The following is a 17,362-nucleotide window of genomic DNA, read 5'->3' as shown; positions in this document are numbered from 1 at the left end:
TTTCAGCGGCTTGTGGACACCTTCTCAGAAAACTTTTCAAGAAAGTTATCCACATCCCTGACAGCTTACAAAGGACCGAAATAACTTATTAACACTTTGTTTTAAAACGTTTCTTCCAATAGTAACCAAAGCTTATCCGAAGGTTATCCAACTATTTATCCACAATCTGGAGGCCTGGACCCGGCCATGTCAGAACTGATCCATCTCTTTGGATTGCGGTGCAGCCGCCATGCCCCGACCCCCGGCAGACTGACTGGCCTGTTTTTCCAGCTCCAGGGCAATCGCGTTGGTGGACTTGGCAAACCGCGCCAGCAGGTTGTAAAGCACCGGGATAATAAACAACGTCAGGGTGGTGGCGAACACCAGCCCGCCAAGAATGACGATGCCGATAGAAGCCCGGCTTTCCGCCCCGGCTCCTGACGCAAGCACCAGCGGTACCGCACCGAAGACCGTGGAAATGGTGGTCATCAGTACCGGCCGGAAGCGCAGGCTTGCGCCTTCAAGGATGGCATCCTTCACTTCATAGCCCTTGTCCCGGAGCTGGTTGGCGAACTCGACGATCAGTATGCCGTTCTTCGCCATCAGCCCCAGCAGCATGATAATGCCTATCTGGCTGTAGATATTCAGGCTGATGCCGGTCCACCAGAGTCCCAGTAAGGCACCCGTCACCGCCAGAGGCACCGACAGCATGATAATCAGCGGATGGATCCAGCTTTCAAACTGCGCGGCAAGTACCAGGAAGACAATCACGAAAGCCAGCCCGAAGGTCACATAGATGGCCGAGGAGGACTCCTGGAACTCCCGTGACAGGCCTTTATAGCTGGCCCTCGCCTCCGGCGGCAGGTTGTCCACTGACAGATTGTTCAGATAGGTCAGCGCAGAGCCCAGGTCGTAGCCGTCGGCCAGGGAGGCACTGATCACCACGGCCGGCAACCGGTCGATTCGCCGCAAGTCGGGGTTGGCGCCGATTTCCTCCACAGACACCAAAGCCTCCAAGGGTATCAGTGTGCCGCCCTCCCGTGGGCGCAGAAAGATCTGCTCCAGGTCCGACGGGGTTGCGCGGTCCGCGTCCGCCGCCTGCAGGATCACGTCGTACTCTCTTCCCCGGTCCAGATAGGTCGTTACCTGACGGGAGGCCAGCATGGTCTGCAGGGTAAGGCCCACATCCTCAATGGTGACATCAAGATCTGCCGCCCGCTCCCGGTCGATAGACACCCGCAATTCCGGGCGGGTCAGTTCGAAGTCGGTCTCCAGATTCAGCAGGTTCGGGTTTTCCTTGGCGAGTGCCACGATCTCTTCGCTCCAGGCCTGGACACTCTCATAGTCAGGCCCTGCCACCACGAATTCCACCGGCTGGTCGAAACCACGCTGGCCCAGCCCCGGCGGATTAACGGCGATCGCCCGAATACCGGTAATCTCACTGAGCTTGCCCCGCAGTTCGCTGGTAATCTGCTGTTGCTTCACCTCGCGTTCTTCCCAGGGGGACAGCCCCATGATCATGAAGGCGTTGTCTTCCTCGTCGCGGAAGCCAACAATCGACAGCAACCGGTTGGCGACACCGTCTTCCAGGTAGGGGATCAATTCCTGTTCCGCCTTGCGGACGTAATGGTCGGTAAACTCAACCGTAGACCCCCGGGGTGCACTGGTGGGCATGATGATAACGCCACGATCCTCTGTCGGTGCCAGCTCCTGCGGCAACCTCGGGAAAATCACAATGGCAACAATAAGCCCTACAAGCCCCAGGCCCAGCAACAGTCCCGGTTGGTTCAGGGAAAACCGAAGCATGCGTTCATAGCCGTGGGTAAGTCCATTCAGCACGTTTTCGCTGGCCGCCCACAACCGGTGCCCTTCTGCGGATTCGGGGCTGTGGCGCAACCATTTGGAGCACAGCATGGGCGCCAGGGTCAGCGCCACCACGCTGGAGAACACCACGGCCGCCGCCAGGGTAAAGCCGAATTCGGCAAACAATCGCCCGATGTTGCCTCCCATGAATGAAATCGGCACGAAGACCGCCACCAGGGTGAGCGTGGTGGCGATGACCGCAAAGGCTACCTGCTTGGCACCGCGGTATGACGCCAGCAGTGGCGGCTCGCCCTCATCAATCCGGCGCTGGATGTTTTCCAGCATGACGATGGCATCGTCCACCACCAGGCCGATGGCCAGAATCACCGCCAGAAGGGTCAGCACGTTGATGGAGAAGCCCAGGAAACCGAGGCCGATAAAGGCACCGATCACCGCCACCGGAATGGTGACCGCCGGAATCAACGTTGCCCGCCAGGATCTCAGGAACAGGAAGATCACCAGAATCACCAGGGACACCGCAATAGAGAGAGTAACGATAACTTCCTTGATCGAGGCCCGGATGAAGATGGACTCGTCGTAGCTTTCGGCGATCGTCACTTCCGGGGGCAGGGTCTCGCGGATTTTTTCCAGCTCGGCCCGCACGGCATCAGACACCGCCACCGTGTTGGCTTTAGACTGACGAATGATCCCCATGCCAATGGCGGTCTTGCCGTTGGCCCTCAGGCGGCTGACATCGGATTCCACACCCATCTGGACATTGGCCACCTCGCCCAGGCGCAACAGGTCATTACCGTCCCGACGAATCACCAGGTCACGGAACTGCTCGACGTTGGTCAGCCGGCCCTCCGCGCGAACCGTAAAGTTCCGCGTGGACGAGTCCACCGAGCCGGCCGGTAATTCAACGTTATTGGCCCTTAGCGACCGTTCCACTTCCGCCACGGTAATATCACGCGCTGCCAGACGCTCGCGGTCAAGCCACACCCGGATGGCGTAGCGGCGTTCGCCGCCAATGCGCACGTTGGCAACACCATCAAGCACGGACAGCCGGTCAGCGAGCACCCGTTCGGCAAAATCGCTCAGTTCCGCGCTGTCCCAGACATCACTGCGCAGGGTGACCCACATCATCGGGCGGGCGTCGGAATCCGCCTTCTGGACCACCGGTGCTTCGGCTTCTTCCGGTAGCTCGTCGGCAATTCGGGAGACGGCATCCCGGACATCATTGGCCGCTATGTCGACGTCGCGGGAGATCGTGAACTCAATACTGGTGCGGGATTCCCCCTGTTCGGTGGAGGACTCAATAGAGCGGATGCCTTCTATGCCACTGATGGCCCCTTCAACCACCTGGGTAATCTGGGTGTCCACCACTTCTGCGGCGGCACCGGTGTAATCGGTGGATATCGACACCACTGGCGGGTCGATGTCCGGGTACTCCCGCACCGGCAATCCCAGTAACGCAGCCAGACCAAACACAACGATGAGAAGACTGAGGACCGTTGCGAATACCGGCCGCTTGATGGAGACATCGGACAGGATCACGCTCAGGACTCCATGGATTTCGCGAAGCGGTTGTCAGGGATAACATTTTCCCCTTCCACCACACTGATCCTGTCGCCACTGCTCAGGCGATCCTGGCCGGTAACGATGACCTGATCATCCAACTCCAACCCATCGACGATCTCAACCAGTCCAGGCATGCGGGAACCCAGGGTTACCGACACCCGTCGGGCGATACCATCTTCCGCCACGAACACGTATTTCTCATCCCCACGGATCATCACCGCCTGCTCGGGTATCACCAGGGATTCACGTTCGCGGAGTGTGAGGGTGGCAGACATGAACTGGCCGGGCCTGAGTTTTCCGTCCGGATCGTCGATCAGGGCCCGCACCGGTAACGTCCGGCTCAGTTCATCAATTCGCGTCCCCAACTCCACCAATTTACCGCCAAAGGTTTCTCCGGTGTAGGCTGGCGAAGTGCCCCGTACCATCTGGCCGATGTTGATCTGGCCCAGGAACCGCTCGGGGATCGCAAACCCCAGTTCCATCTGCTCCGTGGAGTCCAGGGTTGCCACTGAGGTGCCTGCGCCCAAATAGGCTCCCAGGCTGATATCCGAGAGACCAATAACCCCGGAGAACGGCGCTTCGATGCGGTGATTGTCGAGGCGGGTGCGAGCGGCCTCACGCTGGGCTTCCGCCACGTCGACGGCGGTGCGCAACTCATCCACCTGGGACTGGGAAATACTGTTGTTGGCCTGAAGTTTCCGGGCACGATCAAACTGGCGGCGGGCGTCGGCGAGGGTGGCCTCCGCAACCTGCAAATCGGCACTGGCCTGGCGATCGTCCAGGCGCAGCAGCAGATCCCCGGCCTGGACTCGCTTTCCGGCATCCAGATTCATCTCCACAACGCGGCCACTGACTTCGGTGGTCAATTCCACCTGATCCCTGGCCCGAAGACTACCCACCGCCCTGACGGTATCACTGACCTGCTCCATCTCGGGCCTGACGGCATTCACCTTGCTTGCCGGGCGTTCCTGCTGGGCACCTTCCGCCTCCTCCTGAGCCAGGTACTGCCAGGAAAAGGCACCCCCGGCTGCCAGGGCTACGAGGACCAGCGCAATCAACCATTGCTTTACCATAATGCGTTATCCGTCTGCTTGATTATCCCCACGCCCGGGCTGAAGGCACAAAAAGGGTTACCGCTTACTGATCACCAGCACAATTTCCCCGACTTCAATACCCCATTTTGTCATGGTGGTCTGGTTGATCAGGGTGTCCGGGGTGATCAGGTACATCCAGTCGTCCATGCGGACATCAATGGAGTCATCGCCGTATGACACACGGGTCTGGACCTCGCCATCGTCGAAACGGAACTCTTCATCCAGGGTGCCGACGCCATCACTGTCCCAACTGGCGGATATGTCGGCATCGAAGGTGCGTATCACTTCACCCGAGAAATCCTTGACCACACCACGGGCAGAAAGTTCGCCAACAAAGAACGTCTGCGGTGTCAGCACTGGTTTCCGGCCGCTGTAAGCCTCCAGGGCCGGCCCCGCACAACCGGCAAGTATAGCTGCCATCAACAATACCCACAGATAGCGGGGCAGGCCAGTGATCACACTGGTTCCCATTGAAATTTGCATGACTTTTACACTCCCTGGCGATTTGAAATCGATAAATGACCTTTCAGATACGCCAACAAGGCAGTTATCGATCATCAGGCAGGCTGCCCGTCAGCGCTTGCGTCATTTCAGCCAATTGTCCTTTCTGACAGCAGCAGTGGTGGTTTCCGTCAATGGCAGAACGCCGGCAATGCCGTAAAACATCGGGCAACGGAAGGCTGCCAGCCTGCCCAACGGTAGAGACAGAATCACAGAGGTATTGCTATGCCGGTTTACAAGGCGCCCCTGCGCGACATGAAATTCCTGCTCAACGAGGTCTTTGACTATCCCAACCACTACACCCGGCTAAAGACCGGTGCAAACGCGACGCCGGACATTGTCGACGCGATACTGAATGAGTGTGGGAAGTTCTGCGAGGAAGTGCTCAGCCCCCTGTACCAGAGCGGCGATGAAGAAGGCTGCAAGCTGGAAAATGGCGAGGTGACCACCCCGGAGGGTTATCGCAAGGCCTATCAACAATACGCCTTGGGCGGCTGGCAAGGCCTGTCCGCGCCGGAAGAGTACGGCGGCCAGGGATTACCGGCATCCATGGGACTGCTCAAACAGGAAATGATGGGCACCGCCAACTGGCCGTTCTCCATGTACCCCGGTTTGTCGATGGGGGCCATGAACACCATTTTCCTCCACGGCACCGAGAACCAGAAGCAGACCTACCTGGTGCCCCTGACCGAGGGACGCTGGGGCGGCACCATGTGCCTGACCGAACCCCAGTGCGGCACCGACCTGGGGCAGGTAAAAACCAAAGCGGAACCTCAGGAAGATGGCAGCTATAAGCTCTCCGGTACCAAGATCTTCATCTCCTCCGGGGACCACGACCTGACTGAAAACATTGTCCACATCGTGCTGGCCCGTTTGCCGGAGGCCCCAAAGGGTACCCGTGGCATCAGCCTGTTCATCGTGCCCAAGTTCCTGCCCGACGGTAATGGCGGCATTGGCCAGAGCAATGGCGTCACCTGCGGCAGCCTGGAAAAGAAAATGGGCATCAAGGCCTCGGCCACCTGCGTGATGAACTTTGACGACGCCACCGGTTTCCTGATCGGCCCGGAGAACGAAGGCCTGAACTGCATGTTCACCTTTATGAACACAGCGCGGATCGGCACCGCCATCCAGGGCGTGGGCCCGGCGGAACTGTCTTACCAATGGGCGCTGGATTATGCGAAGGAGCGCCGCTCCATGCGCGCTCTTTCCGGCAAAAAGGAACCGGATCAGGCTGCCGACAGCCTGATTCACCATGCCGATGTTCGCCGTATGCTGCTGACCCAGAAAGCCATTGCCGAGGGTGGCCGGGCGATGCTGTATTACGCCGCGCGGCTGGCCGATCACATGGTGGAGGGCCACACCACCGGCGACGACAAAAAAGCCGATGCCTATGACGACAAGCTCGGTTTCCTCACCCCCATTCTCAAAGGCTTCCTCACGGAATTGGGCAATGAAGCCGCCAACCTCGGTGTACAGGTCTTCGGTGGTCACGGATACATTCGCGAACATGGTATGGAACAGATTGTCCGCGACACCCGTATCGCCACTCTCTACGAGGGCACCACCGGCATCCAGGCACTGGACCTGCTGGGACGAAAGGTCCTTTTGATGACCCAGGGTGGAGCTGTGCGGGAATTCACCCTGAAGGTGGCCAACTTTGCCCGCAAGACACTGACGAACAAACGCGTGCGCCCGTTCTCGGTGGAATTGCTCAAACTCACGGCGCAGTGGAATGTACTGACGGTTCGCCTGATGCTGGCCGCCCGCAAGGACCGGGATGTGGTGAGCTCAGCGGCCAACGATTTCCTGATGTACAGCGGTTACGTCACCATGGCTTACATGTGGGCGCGGATGGCGGCGGTTGCCTCGGACAGGCTGGACAAGGGTGGCGCCGACTCGGAGGATTTCTACCGCGCCAAGCTGGCCACTGCGGAATTCTACTATGAGCGCCTGTTGCCCCGGGCCCAGGCCCACGCCACCAGCATGCTCAGCCCCAGCAAGAACCTGATGCAACTGAATGCCGAGCACATGGCCTTCACCGACTGAGGCGCGTGCCGGGCCTGGTATGGCCTTACAGGCCGTACTTGGTTTCGATGGCCTCAAACATACCGGATTCGTGGACCTTTCTAAGCCCGGCATTCAGCTTTTCGACCGTGGCATCGGGGGTGTCCAGGTTGATCGCCAGGAAAAGCTCGGTGTCGTTGAAGGAGTAGACCGGCTCCAGCCCTTCCACATTCTGCTGCGACGCAAAATAGGGACCGGCCAGGCGATCGGCTATCCACAGGTCAATCTGGCCAAGTTCAAGGCGTTTGGGATTGAGGTCATCACTGTCCAGTGCAGAAACCTCGTAGCCGCGCTCAAGGAGGTACTCGGTCATGACATCGTTGCGGTAGCCACCAAAGCGAAGGCCCCGGGCATCTTCAAGGCGGTCAATCTGGAGGTCCGTACCTGCGGGGGCAAAGATGGTCCAGAGATTACGGGTCAACGGCCCCACCCACTTGAAACGGGGTGCACGGGATTCGGTATAGGTGGTGCAGAAAATACCATGATTGCTCTTGTTGAGGGCCCGGTTGTAGCCATAATCCCAGTTCCGCAACTTGATCACGTAATCAAGATCCGTGTTGTTGAGAATAGCTTTGACCATCTCGGAGCACAGGCCGTCAATGTTCGTGCCGTTGTGCTCGAACGCCCGGCCGGTGGCGCTCATGTTGTACGGGGGAAAGTTTTCGGTGTACAGGTACAGCTTGTCAGAAGCCTGGGCGGTGGAAACACTGGCCATCATGACCAGGGCAACTAAGAATAGAGGTGTCAGGTGCCGCACGGTTTATCTCCTTGGTATGCATGGTCGCCACGGGATGGCGTCACTCTCTGTGTCGCCGAAGTCTACCCCAGGCTTGAGCGGTATTTGACAATAAAACTGTGTGTTTTCGTAAGGAAATGAACCGGATGTATTCAGTTAGCCAACCCGGGGCTGGGCACAGGCATGCTGAAGTACTCACCCTGGGAAAAATCGATGCCCAACTCACGAACCCTGGCCTGCACCGGTTCGTTGTGGACAAACTCTGCCACCGTTTGCATGTTCAGGCTACGGGCGAACTGGACAATGCCACTGGTGACCAGGAACGCTGTGTGATCTTCATGGAGGTTACGAATCAGGCTGCCATCAATCTTGATGAAGTCGACATTAAGGCTCAGAAGGTGGGCAAAATTGGAATAACCAGTCCCGAAATCATCGATGGCGATACGGCAGCCAAAAGGTTTGACCTGTTCGATGAAGGCACGGATATCGTCATAGTTGGTAATGCCATCGGATTCCAGAATCTCAAATATGACACGATCGCCAATGCCGGATGACTCCAGTGCCGACAATATCCGCCCAACGGTTTCGGGCTCGGTGATATCGCCGTATGAGAGATTGATCGAGAACGACTCATCGCGCCCGGTAAAGCAGACAAAACACTTCTCGATCATCAGTTCGGTAATCCGCCGGTTCAACCGCAATTTATTGGCAATATCCATGAACCGGCCGGCACTGATGACACTGCCATCGGGTTCGACCATCCTCACCAGACACTCGTATTTGGTGATGCGGCCGCTCTGATTGTCATGGATGGGCTGGAACCAGGGTACCAGGCGGTCATGGTCGATGGCCTCTTTAAGGCGGTTGGCCCAATGTAGGTTATTCTCATAATTCTCCTCAATCCCGACCGTGGGGTCATACAACAGGTGATGACGTCCCTGTTCACGGGCCTGAAGCACGGCCACCTTTGCCTGACTGACCAACTGATCGGCGGCGTCTTCCGGCTTTCGTTTGCTGCGCAGGGCGATGCCAATACTGACATCGACCGTCAGTCGCTGTTGCTGCCAGTAGACCCGGTCACTGGTAACCAGGTGTCGAACCTGCGCAGCAAGCTGGTGAGCGGCCTCCGGCGCCATTACCGGTGCCAGAATGGCAAACTCGTCACCGGGAAGCCGGTACACCCGCAAAACCTCATGGTTGTGTTCGCGACTGAACGCCGTCAGTCGAGTGGTCACCGCCAACAGCACATGGTCGCCGCAGACATTACCAAACAGACTGTTGATCTGGTTGAAGCGGTCCAGATTGATGATCAACAAGGCAGCGGCCTCGCGGTTCTGGAGATCCCGCAACAGACGAACCCGGTTGGGCAGGCCGGTAAGGTTGTCGGTATAGGACGCCTGCAATTCACGAATCAGTTGGATAATCCGGTACAGCAGGTAGAGGCTCAGCAAAAGCATGGCCGACACAGTCCCCACCAGAATTCGATAGTTGGTGCGCTCCATGGGACGCAGTACCGCATTGATCTCGTCACGGGGAACACCTGCCCCGTAGACCATGCCTCCGGCGGTTGCCGCGAAATAGAGCTCGAAATCTTCTTCACCAACAGTAAGACGACGGGTGGTCAGGGCTCCTGACGGATTGGGCGATGATTGACTGTTAACATCCCCGGCAAGATCAAGGGCGAGGATGGCATCGATCAGCGCCTGTTCCTGCCGGGTATCCTCGCCCTGACTAAGACTCGAAAGATTGCGGTTGTCGCGGTCATTCAGAAAGGTAAAACTGTGTTCGGTGACGGTGATACGGCTGACAACATCAACCATCTGGTCCGCCCCCCAGGCCGTTGTTGCCATCCCCAGAAGGTTTCCCTGACGATCGTACATCGGGCTCGCCAGGGTCAGCACCGCTCTCTCGATGTTGAGATCGAAATAGACCGGAGACCAGTACACCTCACCCGCACTGGCGGGTGCGTCAGGCCAGCCCGACTCAAGCGTCCTGCCGAACCAGGGGGCGCTGCGATAGTGATCAAACCGGGATTCGGTGTCCATCCTGGTCAGGCTGCCATCGTTCGTATCCAGGAGAAAATAGGGCATGTAGCTGGTGCCCGGTTCAGACAATACACCCGGTTCAAACCAGAGGCCGGCGCCAGCTGCCCCCTCGAAATCCTGCAAGTGGGCTCTGAGGGAGTTTTCCAGCCGGGCCCGGAGCACGGAACGGTCAATCCCGGAGAAGCCACTCTCCACCATTTCATGGAAACTTTCGCCGACATTCGCCAGGGTGATGGTGTAGCTGGCCAGTGCAGACTGGCGGGCATTGATTCGCGACAGCCCCGCATTGACGACTTCGTTGATCTGCTGGCGGCGAAGGTCAGACAGAGCATCCCGGGAATAACTGAGGTTCAGGCCGGAGAGCAGCAGCATACCGGCGATAAACACCAGCAGCAGCAACCCCAGCATCCACATGATGGATTGGCGAGAGGACGGGCTTTTACGGTTAATCCGGCGGCTGGCAAACGTCCCCGGCATGAAAGGGTATCCTCGGGCAGTGGATCAGGTATCGCCGGCAGGCGGGTCTTCAAGGTGGCGATCAAGAGCCGCCTGGGCTTCCTTGTGCCCCTGTCTGGCAGCCTCATTGTACCAGTATACCGCCTGATCCAAATCCTGCCCGACACCGCGGCCAGTTGAATACATCTGCCCCAGCAGGAAAGCGGCTGCGCCGGAAGCGGGCGCCGCCTTTTCCGCCCATTCGCGCGCACTGGTGTAATCTTCGAAGGCATGGGCAATCATGGCCATATTGGCCTGGGAGCGCACATCGCCATTGTTGGCCGGTTCGTGGCAGACTTTTCTGGCTGCACTGTAGTTGCGGATGGTGGTCAGCAGGTAGCAATCACTCAAGGTCTGGTCGGAAACCCCACTGTCATTGGCGGGATCAACCTTGGCCGTTTCCGCTTCTGGCTCCGACGCCTGCCGGTTAACCCGTTCTTCAAAAGCAGCAACCTGCTCCGGGCAGGAATAGGAATAGCCTGCGTCGTAGCGTTCAAGCACAGCCTCCGTGGCCGGCTCACTGGCGTATTGCCCGGCAACAGCGTTGCAGCGCAGATCCCGTTCCTGCCTTACCTGTTGGAGTACTGACTCCCGCGCCGGATCGCCCTGGTGCTCGGCCAGGTACTTTGTCAGTGGATCAATGTAGGGCTGGTCGAACAGCGCCTGCTGTTCCCGTTGGTACGGATCCCTTTCCGATCGGTTAACGATCTTTTTCATCACCTGTCCAGTGCGCTCCAACAAGTCCGAGGAGGCTTCAGACAAACGATCACCGTCAATGCTTGCGCATCCGTTGAGGAACAGAATGATCAGAAAACAGGAATACGGACGATACATCTAAACTCACTAGCCGTTTTCAGCAGTCGATCGAAGTAATAGTTTTACACGGAAGAAGGCCGGTTCAAACTGTTTCCTTTCCTGGCTTATTTTCCGATGCAGAAACTGCTGAATATTTTCCCCAGCAGATCATCCGGTGTCATAGCGCCGGTGATCTCGCCAAGTGAATCCTGAGCAGCGCGCAGGTCTTCCGCCAACAGCTCGCCGGCACCGTAGCCCTGCAACTGGTCGTCACCCTGCAGCAGCGAAACCCGCGCCCGTTCCAGGGCATCCAGGTGACGGCGCCGGGCAATGAAGCCGCCCTCGGTGGTGCTGGCAAAGCCCATGCATTGCTTCAGGTGATCCCGCAGGACTTCCAGGCCATCGGCTGATTTGGCGGCAATGCGAACAACCGGTGCTGCATCGGCTGTTGGTTGTTCGATACCCGCCGGTTCGCCCGTCAGGTCCACCTTGTTGCGAATGACCGTGAGGGGAGCACCCGGTGGTAACTGGTCGATAAAATCCGGCCACAGCTGATGGGGTTCGGTTGCTGGTGTGGTGGTGGCATCCACCATCAATAATATACGGTCGGCCTGACGGATCTCATCCCAGGCTCGGGCAATACCGATCTGTTCCACTTCATCCGGGCTGTCCCGCAGGCCGGCGGTGTCAATGATGTGGAGGGGCATGCCGTCAATGTGGATATGTTCCCGCAGGACATCCCGGGTGGTGCCTTCCACCGCGGTGACAATCGCCGCTTCCCGGCCGGCGAGGGCATTGAGCAGGCTGGACTTGCCGGCATTGGGGCGACCGGCAATGACGACCTTCATACCATCCCTGAGAATGGTGCCCTGCTGGGCTTCCGCAAGGATAATCTCCAGGTCCCGGATGATGGCCTGCAGGTCATTGGCAACCTTGCCATCCGCCAGGAAATCGATTTCCTCTTCCGGGAAATCGATGGCGGCCTCGACATAAATACGCAGGTGAGTGACGGCTTCTACCAGGGCATCAATCCGGCGGGAAAACACCCCCTGCAGGGAGCGAACCGCACAGCGGGCGGCCTGCTCCGAGCTGCTGTCAATAAGGTCGGCAATGGCTTCGGCCTGGGTGAGGTCGAGTTTGTCATTCAGGAAGGCACGTTCGGAAAATTCACCGGGCCGGGCCAAACGGGCCCCGAGTTCACACACGGTTCTCAGCAGCAGGTCGAGGATAACGATGCCGCCGTGGCCCTGTAGCTCAAAGACATCCTCGCCGGTAAACGAATGGGGATTGGGAAAATACAGCCCGATACCCTCATCAATCAATTCGCCCCCGGTATCGAGGAAGGGTCCGTAGTGTGCGTAGCGCGGCCTGGGATCAAACCCCAACATCTGGCGGGCGATCGCTGCGGATTGCGGGCCGGACACCCGAACAATGCCCACACCGGACTGGCCCGGCGCCGTGGCAATGGCGGCAATGGTATCGGCAGCGTTGAACATCATCGTTATCCCCTGACACAAAAGAGGCTCCCGGAAGGAGCCTCAGCGATTACTTGTTTCCGACTGGCATCCGGTCAGCTCTTCTTGGCAGCAACTTCCGCTTCAATCTTGCGGGTAATGTACCACTGCTGGCTGATGGACAGGATATTGTTAACCAGCCAGTACAGCACCAGACCTGCCGGGAACCAGAGGAAGAACACCGTAAAGATCAGCGGCATAAGCTTCATGATCTTGGCCTGCATGGGATCCGGTGGTGTCGGGTTCAGGCTCATCTGCAACATCATGCTGGCGCCCATCAGAATCGGCAGGATGAAGTAGGGGTCCATGACCGACAGATCCTGAATCCATAGCATAAAGGGTGCGTGTCGCAGTTGGACACTTTCGAACAGCACCCAGTAGAGGGAGATGAACACTGGCATCTGTACCAGTATCGGCAGACAACCACCGAGTGGGTTTATCTTTTCCCGTTTATACAACGCCATCATTTCCTGGGACATGCGCTGGCGATCATCGCCGTAGAGTTCTTTCAACCGGGTCAGTTGAGGGGCAACCGCACGCATTCTTGCCATGGAGCGATAGCTGGTGGCTGAGAGTTTGAAGAACACGGCCTTGACCAGAACGGTCAACAGTATGATGGCAACACCCCAGTTGCCCACCAGGCCATGGAACCAGTCAAGTATGATGAACAGCGGCAGCGCTATAAAAAACAGGAAGCCGAAATCGACTGTCCGATCCAGGTTGGGAGCGACGTCTTCCAGGCGCTCGATGATCTTGGGGCCGACGTAAGCCCGTGCCGATACCTCAGCGGTTTCGCCAGGCTCCACGATTGTGGCGGGATAGACAAAGCCCATCACATAGAGTGGTCCCCGCCGCGTTGACTGAAACTGAGCTGGCTGGTCCCTTTCCGGAACCCAGGCTGTCAGGAAGTAGTGCTGCAGGAACGCCAACCAGCCATTGGTTACAGACCGGTTAACGGGATTTTCGGAGAGGTCGTCAAAATCAAACTTTTCGTAGGGATCTTCAGGGGAACTGACCACCATACCGAGGAACGCACGGATACCAAGGCTATTCTGGGCGGTGGGATCCGGTGACTGATCACGAACAATCTTGCCGGTCATGTTCGCTTTCCAGGTACTATCGGACTGGTTGTTGATCAGATATCGAACATCAATCTCATAGCTGTCACGGCTGAAGAGGTATTGCTTGGTGATTTCTATGTTGTTATCGGTGGTATAGGTGAGATCGACAGTAAGGGTATTTTCACCTTCCTGAAGTTCAAACTCTGTTGCTGAAGTGTTGTAAACCGGTGCACCATCGTTCCGTTTGCTGTCAATTCCATCACGGCCAATCAGCCCGCTTTCCATGATGTAGGTGCGGGTGCTGGTGTTGGTCAGCAACCTCAGTGACTCTTCACTGTCCAGTGAACGATCATATTGTAGCAGGGAGCTTTCAATCAGGTTACCGCCGACCCGGTCGATTTTAAGCTCATAGACATCGGTACGGACGGTAATCAGTTGGTCGCTGACATCGACGGAGCCGCTTTCGGCGCTGGCAATTGCCTGGCTGTCACCTTCCGGGGTTGTGAACTCCTCCCCGGAGGCATCGGACCCGGTGGAGGACTCAGCAGGCAGCGTCATGCCATCGCTGGCAGCCGGCTGGGTGGTTGTGTTCACCTGCTCAATGGCTTGCCCTGTCTGCGGCTGGTTATAGTCTTCGTTCCAGGCAAGCACCATCATGTAACTGACAATGGCAAGGCCGGCAAATAATACAATGCGTTGAATATCCATAAACTTACTGTTTGGTCTGGTTAGTGTTATGGGTTTGGCTGGCCGGCCCGCAGCAGATGGAGGCTGTTACCTCGTTGCAGACGTCAGTGCCCGGAACGGGATCATAACCGCCTTTTGCCCATGGATGACACCTCAGAAGACGTTTCACTGAAAGAAAAAGTCCTTTGGCGGCGCCATGGGTGGTAATGGCTTCGACAGCGTATTGGGAACAGGTGGGATAGTGACGGCAGTGGCTGGCCATCATCGGGCTGATTGCGTACTGGTAGACTCGGATGGGCAGGAGCAACAGTTTGCGCATTAACCCGTTCCTTTGCCGGTACCGGAAAGTTCCGATGTGGTTGGTTTCTGGAGTTGACGGTTCTTTTTTCTGAGGCGCGTCCAGAGCTCCGTCAGGGTAGCATTGAGCATTTGATTATCAAGCTCGGCCAACCCTTTCCTTCCAAGAACGACAATATCCAGGGCTGGATAGTCCCTCTGATGCCTGAATGTCTCCCGAACCCGGCGTTTTACGCGATTGCGCTGCACCGCCAGTTTGAGGTTCTTCTTTGAAAACACCAGCCCGATCCTGGCGTACCCGAGAGAATTGGGCGTCGCCAGAATCAGGAAATTCCGGTGTGGAACCCTGAGCTGTACATCATCGAAGACTTTGCCGTAATCACTGGGCTTGAGCAGCCGGGACGATTTTGGAAAGGTCAAAGCCTTCATCAGGCGGTCAGTGTCTTATGCAGACAGACGGGCACGGCCCTTCGCACGACGACGGGAAATTACCTTACGGCCGTTGGCAGTAGCCATGCGGGCACGAAATCCGTGAACGCGCTTACGCTTCAGTACGCTTGGTTGAAACGTTCTTTTCATGGTGTCGATCTCACATTACAGGTATTGGAAATTCAATGGTTGGCTGGAAAATGAACAGCCAAAACAGGAGCGGCATTCTATGCAATGTGGCCAGGGAATTCAATGGTTATCGCAGTGTGGGCCAGGGTTATTTGCTGGAGGGGCGGTGTGAGGTCTCAGTAACTAATTCATTAGGTCTTTTTGTATTCTCTTTAAAGACTATTATTACTGTTATTACGCAGGCTGTTTTCTGTGGACAATTGATGAAACTGGCTCGAAAACAGGGAATTGCGGACTGTACAAAGCGGTTGAGAAGTGGGCATGAGGCCTGTGTATATCCGAGGCAGGAAATGTGGGTAACTTGAGGTTGTCCTCAGAGCGGGACTTATCCACGGAAGATTAGGGTGTCATCCACAGGGTTGAAGGCGCTTTGTGCACACATGGCTGTGGGTAACTTTCTGTTGCCTTATTTTCTGTACACAAGCCTGTAGGTAAGTCTGTAAAAATTTGAAATATAAGAAAATAAATTTCCACAGGCTGTTCATTAAATGGTTTTGGCTCTTTCACTTGGGAGGTGCTCAGGTTAGAATCCTTGGTCATCTCTTTCGTCGGGTCATGGAGATCCGTGACGAGAAATTTCTGAGGCATCGGAGGCAAGACTGTCGTGCCGAACAACATATGGCATCAGTGTCTGGAAGTACTCCGGGACGAGTTTCCCGCCCAGCAATTCAATACCTGGCTGAGACCCCTGCAATCTGATCACCGCGAGGGCCAGTTGATGCTGTTTGCGCCCAACCGTTTCGTGATGGACTGGGTCAATGAAAAATACCTCAGACGAATTGAAGAAGTATTAAAAGATCTCCACGGGGGCCAGGCGCCGCGGATCGACATGAAGGTAGGCTCGGCACCGAGGTCTTCCGACCTGGTGGTTCGTTCTGAAAATGCGGTCAGCGGTGTGGCGGCTGAACATGAAGAAACTGGAAGCCGGGTGACGGAAGAGGAAAAGGGCGTTGCTGCGACGACGCCAACGGTAAGGGCGAAGAACTCGGGCGAGCGACGGTCGGTCCAGGTTGAAGGTGACATCAAGCACCAGAGCTTTCTCAATGAGGGCTTTACCTTTGATACCTTTGTTGAAGGTAAATCCAACCAGCTGGCCCGGGCGGCGTCCATGCAGGTGGCGGAGAATCCCGGTGGCGCCTATAACCCTCTGTTTCTGTATGGCGGCGTTGGCCTGGGTAAAACCCACCTGATGCATGCCATCGGCAATGACATTGTTCGCCGCAACCCAAGGGCCAAAGTGGCCTATCTGCGTTCTGAACGTTTCGTGGCCGATATGGTCAAGGCGCTCCAGCTCAACGCGATCAATGAGTTCAAGCGCTATTATCGCTCAGTGGATGCGTTGCTGATCGACGATATTCAGTTCTTCGCCCGCAAGGAGCGCTCCCAAGAGGAATTTTTCCATACCTTCAATGCATTGCTGGAGGGTGGGCAGCAGGTTATTGTCACCTGTGATCGCTTTCCGAAAGAAATTGTGGATATGGAAGAGCGCCTCAAGTCCCGTTTTGGTTGGGGGCTGACCGTCATGGTGGAGCCGCCGGAACTGGAAACCCGGGTGGCCATCCTGATGAAAAAGGCGGAGCAGGTGAACGTCAAACTCAGCAGCGAGGCGGCGTTTTTCATTGCCCAGAAGATTCGGTCTAACGTCCGGGAACTAGAAGGGGCGCTGCGTTTGGTGATAGCGAATGCTCACTTCACCGGCTCGGAGATCACCCCGCCGTTTATCCGCGAAAGCCTCAAGGACCTGCTGGCACTGCATGAGAAGCAAGTCAGCATTGACAATATCCAGCGCACGGTGGCGGAGTATTACAAGATCAAGGTGGCCGACCTGCTATCAAAACGGCGCACCCGCACCGTGACCCGGCCAAGGCAGGTTGCCATGTCCCTGGCCAAGGAACTGACCAATCACAGCCTGCCGGAAATCGGCGATGCGTTTGGTGGCCGTGATCACACCACGGTATTGCATGCCTGCAAGAAGATTATAGAGCTGCAGGAAACGGATCCGGGTATCCGTGAGGATTATCAGAACTTTATGCGGTTACTGACAACCTGACCGGGTTGCGGCAGCCAATAAACATTCACCTTCCAAAAAAGA

Annotated in this window: 13 protein-coding genes; 2 read left to right on the top strand and 11 right to left on the bottom strand. The window is 56.9% G+C overall.

Features of this window, described 5'->3' with window-relative positions; genetic code table 11:
- Positions 1-189 precede the first annotated feature (189 nt).
- Genes NLU14_RS14620 through NLU14_RS14610 form a run of 3 tightly spaced genes read right to left on the bottom strand, consistent with a single transcriptional unit; the run spans position 190 to position 4,940 of the window.
- Complete coding sequence (locus tag NLU14_RS14620; protein ID WP_275707747.1) at positions 190-3,339, bottom strand: efflux RND transporter permease subunit; 3,150 nt, start codon at positions 3,337-3,339, stop codon at positions 190-192.
- Positions 3,340-3,341: 2 nt separating this feature from the next.
- The gene (locus tag NLU14_RS14615; protein WP_275707745.1) at positions 3,342-4,436 is read right to left on the bottom strand and encodes an efflux RND transporter periplasmic adaptor subunit; all 1,095 of its coding nucleotides are present in this window, start codon (positions 4,434-4,436) and stop codon (positions 3,342-3,344) included.
- A 57-nt stretch (positions 4,437-4,493) separates the two neighbouring features.
- Positions 4,494-4,940 carry a DUF3833 family protein gene (locus NLU14_RS14610; protein WP_275707743.1) on the bottom strand — a complete coding sequence of 149 codons (447 nt, stop codon included), beginning with the start codon at positions 4,938-4,940 and terminating at the stop codon, positions 4,494-4,496.
- A 243-nt stretch (positions 4,941-5,183) separates the two neighbouring features.
- On the opposite strand from NLU14_RS14610, the gene NLU14_RS14605 reads away from it, so the two are divergent.
- Positions 5,184-7,004, top strand: a complete 1,821-nt coding sequence (locus tag NLU14_RS14605; protein WP_275707741.1) for an acyl-CoA dehydrogenase C-terminal domain-containing protein — start codon at positions 5,184-5,186, stop codon at positions 7,002-7,004.
- 25 nt (positions 7,005-7,029) lie between these two features.
- Here the strand turns inward: NLU14_RS14605 and NLU14_RS14600 are convergent, their stop codons facing one another.
- The 8 genes from NLU14_RS14600 to rpmH form a co-directional block, all read right to left on the bottom strand.
- Positions 7,030-7,779 carry a substrate-binding periplasmic protein gene (locus NLU14_RS14600; RefSeq protein WP_275707739.1) on the bottom strand — a complete coding sequence of 250 codons (750 nt, stop codon included), beginning with the start codon at positions 7,777-7,779 and terminating at the stop codon, positions 7,030-7,032.
- 131 nt (positions 7,780-7,910) lie between these two features.
- A complete protein-coding gene (locus tag NLU14_RS14595) occupies positions 7,911-10,280 on the bottom strand; it encodes a bifunctional diguanylate cyclase/phosphodiesterase (protein WP_275707737.1) in 2,370 nt (789 codons plus the stop codon).
- 24 nt (positions 10,281-10,304) lie between these two features.
- Positions 10,305-11,015, bottom strand: coding sequence for a tetratricopeptide repeat protein (locus NLU14_RS14590; RefSeq protein WP_275707735.1), 711 nt, complete (start codon positions 11,013-11,015; stop codon positions 10,305-10,307).
- A 203-nt stretch (positions 11,016-11,218) separates the two neighbouring features.
- Entirely contained in the window at positions 11,219-12,589 is a 1,371-nt protein-coding gene (mnmE, locus tag NLU14_RS14585) for a tRNA uridine-5-carboxymethylaminomethyl(34) synthesis GTPase MnmE (protein WP_275707845.1), read from the bottom strand.
- 74 nt (positions 12,590-12,663) lie between these two features.
- Positions 12,664-14,376, bottom strand: a complete 1,713-nt coding sequence (gene yidC / locus NLU14_RS14580) for a membrane protein insertase YidC (RefSeq protein WP_275707733.1) — start codon at positions 14,374-14,376, stop codon at positions 12,664-12,666.
- 4 nt (positions 14,377-14,380) lie between these two features.
- Complete coding sequence (yidD, locus tag NLU14_RS14575; protein WP_275707727.1) at positions 14,381-14,674, bottom strand: membrane protein insertion efficiency factor YidD; 294 nt, start codon at positions 14,672-14,674, stop codon at positions 14,381-14,383.
- Positions 14,674-15,081, bottom strand: a complete 408-nt coding sequence (rnpA, locus tag NLU14_RS14570) for a ribonuclease P protein component (protein WP_275707725.1) — start codon at positions 15,079-15,081, stop codon at positions 14,674-14,676. Before rnpA ends, yidD begins: the two co-directional genes overlap by 1 nt.
- Before the next feature lie 15 nt (positions 15,082-15,096).
- Positions 15,097-15,231 (bottom strand): 50S ribosomal protein L34, encoded by a 135-nt coding sequence (gene rpmH, locus NLU14_RS14565; protein WP_008172542.1) that lies wholly within the window; start codon positions 15,229-15,231, stop codon positions 15,097-15,099.
- Between the two features lie 643 nt (positions 15,232-15,874).
- Here rpmH and dnaA point away from each other — a divergent pair.
- A complete protein-coding gene (dnaA, locus tag NLU14_RS14560; RefSeq protein ID WP_275707723.1) occupies positions 15,875-17,320 on the top strand; it encodes a chromosomal replication initiator protein DnaA in 1,446 nt (481 codons plus the stop codon).
- Positions 17,321-17,362 lie beyond the last annotated feature (42 nt).

Source organism: Marinobacter iranensis (assembly GCF_029207565.1).
GTDB classification, from domain to species: domain Bacteria; phylum Pseudomonadota; class Gammaproteobacteria; order Pseudomonadales; family Oleiphilaceae; genus Marinobacter; species Marinobacter iranensis.
This window is presented reverse-complemented; position numbering and strand designations above follow the sequence as displayed.